Here is a 6,285-nt window from a genome sequence, read left to right on the forward strand (position 1 = left end):
CAGTTGGCCGCCGTTTTCGGCATGGTCAAGAGCGACTACGTGGAGCCGGTGGACGAGAAAAAGCTCATCACCGACGCCATCTCGGGCATGGTGTCCAGCCTGGACCCGCACTCGCAGTACTTCGACAAAAAGAGCTTCAAGGAATTCCGCGAAGGCACCAGCGGCCGCTTCGTCGGCGTGGGCATCGAAATCACCATGGAAGACGGCCTGGTCAAGGTCGTCTCCCCCATTGAAGACTCCCCAGCCTTCCGCGCCGGCCTCAAGTCCAACGACCTGATCACCAAGGTGGACGACGCGCCGGTCAAGGGCATGACCATCAACGACGCGGTCAAGCGCATGCGCGGCGAGCCCAACACCAAGGTCACGCTGACGGTGTTCCGCCGCGACGAGAACCGCACCTTCCCGGTGACCATCACGCGCCAGGAAATCAAGACGCAGAGCGTCAAGTCCAAGGTGATCGAGCCCGGTTACGCCTGGCTGCGGGTGTCGCAGTTCCAGGAACGCACGGTCGAAGACTTTGCGCGCAAGCTGGAAGACATTTACAAACAGGAACCCAAGCTCAAGGGCCTGGTGCTGGACCTGCGCAACGACCCGGGCGGCCTGCTGGACGCCGCCGTGGCCCTGTCGGCCGCTTTCCTGCCCGAGAACGTGACCGTGGTCACCACCAACGGCCAGCTCGAGGAAAGCAAGGCCAGCTACCTGGCGGCACCGCGCTATTACCTGCGCCGCAGCGGCAACGACCCGATCCAGAAGCTCACCGCCGCCACCCAGGGCGCGCTGAAAACCGTGCCGCTGGTGGTGCTGGTCAACGAAGGCTCGGCCTCGGCCAGCGAGATCGTGGCCGGCGCGCTGCAGGACCACAAACGCGCCACCGTCATGGGCAGTCAGACCTTCGGCAAGGGCTCGGTGCAGACGGTGCGCCCCCTGGGCCCCGACACCGGCCTGAAAATCACCACGGCGCGCTACTACACGCCGAGCGGCCGCTCCATCCAGGCCAAGGGCATCGTGCCCGACGTGTGGCTGGACGAAACCGCCGAAGGAAACCTGTTTGCCGCGCTGCGCACGCGCGAGGCCGACCTGGAAAAACACCTGGGCAACGGCCAGGAAAAACCCCTGAACGACGCCGAACAGGCCGCCCTGCGCCAGCGCGAACAGGAACGCGAACAGGCCCGCCAGCGGCTGGAAGAAGAACAGCGCAAGAACCCCGGCGGACGCGTGCTGCCCGAGTTCGGCTCAGACCAGGACTTCCCGCTGCAGCAGGCGCTGAACCAGCTCAAGGGCCTGCCGGTGGTGGCCAGCAAGACCGCCACCGAGCGCACCGCGCCCACAGCCGACAACTGAGCCGCGCGGCATGAACGACGAGCAACTGCTGCGCTACTCGCGCCACATCCTGCTCAACGAGGTCGGGGTGGAAGGCCAGGAAGCGCTGCTGGCCGCGCACGCCCTGGTCATCGGGGCGGGCGGGCTGGGCTCGCCGGTGGCGCTGTACCTGGCCAGCGCCGGGGTGGGCCGCATCACCCTGGTGGACCACGACACCGTGGACGCCACCAACCTGCAGCGGCAGATCGCCCACAACCTGGACCGCGTCGGCCAGCCCAAGGCCGAATCGGCCAAGGTGGCGATGCACGCCATCAACCCCGAGGTGCGGGTGGACACGGTGACCCAGCGCGCCGACGCCGCCCTGCTGGACGCGCTGGTGCCCACCGCCCAGGTGGTGCTGGACTGCACCGACAACTTCGCCACCCGCCACGCCATCAACCGCGCCTGCGTGCGCCACCGGGTGCCGCTGGTGTCGGGCGCGGCCATCCGCTTCGACGGGCAGCTGTCGGTGTACGACGCGCGCGACGCCGCTTCGCCCTGCTACGCCTGCGTCTTCCCCGACACCGACGGCCTGGAAGAAACCCGCTGCGCCACCCTGGGCGTGTTCGCACCGCTGGTGGGCATGGTGGGCACCATGCAGGCGGCCGAAGCACTCAAGCTGCTGATCGGCATGGGCTCGCGCCTGGTGGGTCGGCTGCAGATGCTGGACGGCCGCGGTCTGGAATTCACCGAGGTGCAACTCGGCCGCAACCCGGCCTGCGCCGTCTGCGGCACCGCGCACTGAACCAGCCCCACCCCGCCTCCGGGGTGTGGTCAACACTCAGGCCGACACGATCCAGCCCTCCAACGGGTCGAACGCGGGCAAGCCGTAGCACGGGTGCCCGGCCGCGTGTTGCGTCCAGGCCCAGGCCGCTTGCAACAAGCACAGCACCGCGTCCAGGCGGTCGCCGCTGGCGTCGTCCAGCGCCGCTTCGCGCTGGGCATGGGTCCATTTCAGGCGCAGCCCAGCCTCGGCCAGCAAGGGCGCCCGTCCGGTTTCGAGCGCGTCGGCCAGGTCTTTGCGGGCGATGAAACGCTCCGGCGTTTGCTTGGCCTTGTCGTCGCTTTTGTAGCTGCGGGTGCCCAGCACGCTGCGCGCCAGCAGGCCGGGGTAGGCTTCCAGCGCCACCCGGCGCGGCCGCACGGCCGGGGTGTCGGGCCCTGCGCCGGTGTCGGGGGTGCCCGGGTGCAACCCAGGCAGGCAGACCCCCGCGTCGATCAACAGCGGCACCCCGGCGTGCAGCATGAAGGCCACCGGCGGGTTGACCCATTTCATGCTGGGGCTGGAGCCGGCCGGGCCATCGGTGGCGCGGTGGGCGAACTTGCCGCCCACGGGCCGGGCGTGGCAAAAGGCGGCAAAGGCGGTGCGGATCTCGTCGCGCGACAGCGCGGCGTAATGGCGCATACAGGCCAGCCAGTCGGTGGGCCAGCCCAGGGCCTCCACCAGTTCGCGCGGCAGGCCAAACGGCAGGTCAAAGCCGCCGACCCAGTCGGCCGGCTCGCGCAGGCGGTGGGCCCAGCCGTCCAGGGTGTCGAAGGTGTCCCAGCGCTCCAGCACCACCCGTTGTGCGCCGGGGCGGCCCTCGCACCGGCCCACGGCCAGCACCACCGGCTTGCGGCGGCTGGGGGCGCTGCTGAAGTCGCAGCCCCACAGGGCGGGGGCGGCCAAGGGCGGGGTCATGCGGTCAGGGCAGGCCGGCGCCCGGGGCGGGCGCGGCCCCAGGGGTCAGGCGCGGCCGATGATGCTGGCCGTGGCCATCAGCTCTTCCAGCAGCGCCAGCGACACCTTGCCCGACACGCTGTAGGGGTCGAACTCGGGCTTTTCGGAGTACTTGAGCACGATGGAGGTGTTGAGCTTGCTCAGGTTCACCTGCCCCATGGTCCAGCCGCCGAAACGGCGCTCGGTGATTTCTTCGTAGTGCAGCAGCTCCACGTCCTGGTGGCGCGGGTCTTCGATGATGTGGTTGTACAACCGGTTGACGGCCGAGCGGCCGCCTTCGATGGCCTGCACAAACACCCCGCCGCCGTAGCAGAGGATGCCGGTGATGCCATTGTGCAGGTTGTGCTGACGCGCGGCGGCCAGGATGGCCTGGATGGCGTCGGTGCTGTCGGGTTGCACCGCGCGGCTGACGTAGAGCAGTCGGACCAGCATCTCACTTGCCCCGGGGAATGAGCGACAGGAATTCGCGGCGCAGGTTGCTGTCCTTGAGGAAGACGCCGCGCATGACGGAATTGATCATCTTGCTGTCCATGTCCTTCACGCCGCGCCAAGCCATGCAGTAGTGGCTGGCCTCCATCACGATGGCCAGGCCGTCGGGCTGGGTTTTCTCTTGAATCAGGTCGGCCAGCTGCACCACGGCCTCTTCCTGGATCTGCGGGCGGCCCATGATCCACTCGGCCAGGCGCGCGTACTTGCTCAGCCCGATGACGTTGGTGTGTTCGTTGGGCATGACGCCGATCCACACCCGACCGATCACCGGGCAGAAGTGGTGGCTGCAGGCGCTGCGCACGGTGATCGGGCCGACGATCATCAGCTCGTTGAGGTGCTCGGCGTTGGGGAATTCGGTGATGGTGGGCGCCTTCACGTAGCGGCCGCCGAACACCTCTTTCAGGTACATCTTGGCCACGCGCCGGGCGGTGTTGTCGGTGTTGTGGTCGTTGACGGTGTCGATCACCATGCTGTCGAGCACGCCCTGCATCTTCTCGGTGACCTCGTCGAGCAGCGCCTCGAGTTCGCCCGGCTGGAGGAAGTCGGCGATGTTGTCGTTGGAGTGAAACCGTTGGCGGGCGGCCTGCAGGCGCTCGCGGATTTTCACGGACACCGGGGTGCCTTCGTCGGTGGGAGCGTCGGTCATGGTCTCTGAAGATTTCATCAGCATGGCCCATGCTAACACCGCACGGCCCACGGCGCTGGGGCTGGGTCAATAACGGTGGCCGGTGAGGAAGAGCACGGTCCGCATCACGGCAAAGGCGACGCGGTCGCGCAGGCGCTCGTGCCAGGGGCGGCTGCCCAGCTCGGCCAGCGTCAGGGTGGCGCCCTGGGTGCGCATGAGGCGGTCCAGCCGGTCGCGCAACTGGCGGGCAAAGCCGGCGTCGGTGGTGACGACGTTGGCCTCGCGCGCCAGCAGCAGGCTCAAGGGGTCGAGGTTGGTGGAACCGACGGTGGCCCAGCGGCCGTCCACCACAGCCACCTTGGCGTGCAGGGCGCTGGGGGCGTATTCGTGGATCTCCACCCCCGCGGCCAGCAGGCGGTGGTGCACCGGGCGCGCGGCGTGGTACTGCAAAAAACGCTCGTAACGCCCTTGGATGAGCAGGCGCACCCGCACCCCGCGCTGCACCGCCAGCACCAGCGCCCGGCGCAGCCGCCGCCCGGGGATGAAGTAGGCGTTGGCAATGACCACCTCCTGCCGCGCCTCGCCAAGGGCTTTGAGGTAGGCGCGTTCGATGTCGTGGCGGTGGCGCAGGTTGTCGCGCAGCAGCAGCGCGGCGCTGGCCCGGTGGGCGTGCAGTTCGGGGTGTGGCGCGGGGCCGCCCACGGGCTCGGGCCAGTCCCAGGCTTCCAGGCGCGGCAGGCCCACGCGCAGGGCCTCCCAGGCGGCGCGGAATTCGCGCTGGCGCGCGGCGCGCACGGCCTGCAAGCGCCACCAGAGCTGCTCCATCGTCTCTTGCATGTCGGCCACCAGCGGGCCGCTGACCTGCAGCGAAAAGTCCAAGCGCGGGGCGCTCAGGCGGCCCAGGTCCAGGTCATCGCGGTCGTCGATGAGGTTGATGCCGCCGCAGAAGCCCACCACCCCGTCCACCACGCACAGCTTGCGGTGCAAGCGGCGCCAGCGGCTGGGAATGAGCAGGCCCAGGCGGCCCAGCGGGGCATAGACCCGCCACTGCACCCCGGCGTGGCGAAAGCGCTGGCGCCATTCGGCCGGGATGGCCGGGGTGCCCACCCCGTCCACCACCAGCCGCACCGACACCCCGCGCAGCGCCGCACGCTCCAGCGCCTCGGCCACAGGCAGGGTGCCGTGGGCGAATTCAAAAATGTAGGTTTCCAGGTGCACCACCTGGCGCGCGCGGTCCATGGCCTGCACCAGCGCGGGAAACAGCGCGTCGCCACCTTGCAGCAGCCGCAGCCGGTGGCCGGGTTGCAGCGGTGGCTTCACGGCCAAGCAAACTCCCCGATCAGCGGCAGGTGGTCGGACAGGCGCGGCCAGGCGCGCCCGTGCGGCACCTGCGCGTGCAGCAGGCGCAATCCACGCACGTAAATGCGGTCCAGGTGCAGCAGCGGCAGGCGCGACGGGTAGGTGGCCAGGCGGATGCCGTCGAAGGTGTGCAAGCCGAAGCGGGCCATGGCCGGATGCAGGCGCACGCCCCAGTCGTTGAAGTCGCCGGCCACCACCAGGGCGGCGTCGGGCGGCACCTCGCGGGCGATGAAGCGCCCCAGCGCCTGCACCTGGCGTTCGCGGCTGGCGTGGATCAGGCCCAGGTGCACCACCACCACGTGCACCGGCCGGTCCTCGACCTGCACCGTCACGTGCAGCAGGCCGCGCTGCTCGAAGCGGTGGTCGGACACGTCGTGGTGGCCCTGGCCCAGCACCGGCCAGCGGCTGAGCAAGGCGTTGCCGTGTTCGCCATGGCGGGTGACGGCGTTGCTGCGGTACACCGCCTCGTACCCCTCGGGCGCCAGCACGTGGGCCTGGCCTTCGGCCGGCCAGTGGGCAAAGCGGCGCTGCATCTGGCGGTTGAAGCCGCGCACCTCCTGCAGGCAGACGATGTCGGCATCGAACTGCTCCACCGCGTGCACCAGGTTGTGGATTTCCAGCCGGCGCGCCGGCCCCAGGCCCTGCACGCCCTTGTGGATGTTGTAGGTGGCCACGCGCAGGGTGTTCATGCGGAAATCATGCCATCAAAGCCCGGGGTTTGACAGGCGCGGCA

The 6,285-nt window shown here is 69.4% G+C and carries 7 protein-coding genes; 2 read left to right on the forward strand and 5 right to left on the reverse strand.

The features are described 5' to 3' along the window. Both HA630_RS03995 and HA630_RS04000 read left to right on the forward strand, forming a co-directional pair. Positions 1 to 1,341: S41 family peptidase (locus HA630_RS03995; RefSeq protein ID WP_166832517.1), on the forward strand; the 1,341-nt coding region annotated here is incomplete at its 5' end. 10 nt (positions 1,342 to 1,351) lie between these two features. Beyond that, the gene (locus HA630_RS04000; RefSeq protein WP_166832519.1) at positions 1,352 to 2,104 is read left to right on the forward strand and encodes a molybdopterin-synthase adenylyltransferase MoeB; all 753 of its coding nucleotides are present in this window, start codon (positions 1,352 to 1,354) and stop codon (positions 2,102 to 2,104) included. Between the two features lie 36 nt (positions 2,105 to 2,140). Here the strand turns inward: HA630_RS04000 and HA630_RS04005 are convergent, their stop codons facing one another. From HA630_RS04005 to HA630_RS04025, 5 genes are read right to left on the reverse strand one after another with little or no spacing between them, the layout of a single operon-like run. Continuing rightward, entirely contained in the window at positions 2,141 to 3,040 is a 900-nt protein-coding gene (locus HA630_RS04005; protein ID WP_166832522.1) for a DUF429 domain-containing protein, read from the reverse strand. A gap of 45 nt (positions 3,041 to 3,085) precedes the next feature. After that, a complete protein-coding gene (locus HA630_RS04010; protein WP_166832524.1) occupies positions 3,086 to 3,511 on the reverse strand; it encodes a BLUF domain-containing protein in 426 nt (141 codons plus the stop codon). A 1-nt stretch (position 3,512) separates the two neighbouring features. Beyond that, entirely contained in the window at positions 3,513 to 4,238 is a 726-nt protein-coding gene (gene folE / locus HA630_RS04015) for a GTP cyclohydrolase I (RefSeq protein ID WP_101049373.1), read from the reverse strand. A 42-nt stretch (positions 4,239 to 4,280) separates the two neighbouring features. After that, positions 4,281 to 5,519, reverse strand: coding sequence for a cardiolipin synthase ClsB (gene clsB, locus HA630_RS04020; protein ID WP_243855338.1), 1,239 nt, complete (start codon positions 5,517 to 5,519; stop codon positions 4,281 to 4,283). Continuing rightward, on the reverse strand, positions 5,510 to 6,241 hold the full coding sequence (locus HA630_RS04025; RefSeq protein ID WP_166832526.1) for an endonuclease/exonuclease/phosphatase family protein: 732 nt from the start codon (positions 6,239 to 6,241) through the stop codon (positions 5,510 to 5,512). The genes clsB and HA630_RS04025 overlap by 10 nt, the downstream gene beginning before the upstream one ends. Between the last annotated feature and the right edge of the window lie 44 nt (positions 6,242 to 6,285).

This window comes from Aquabacterium sp. A08 (genome assembly GCF_011742065.1).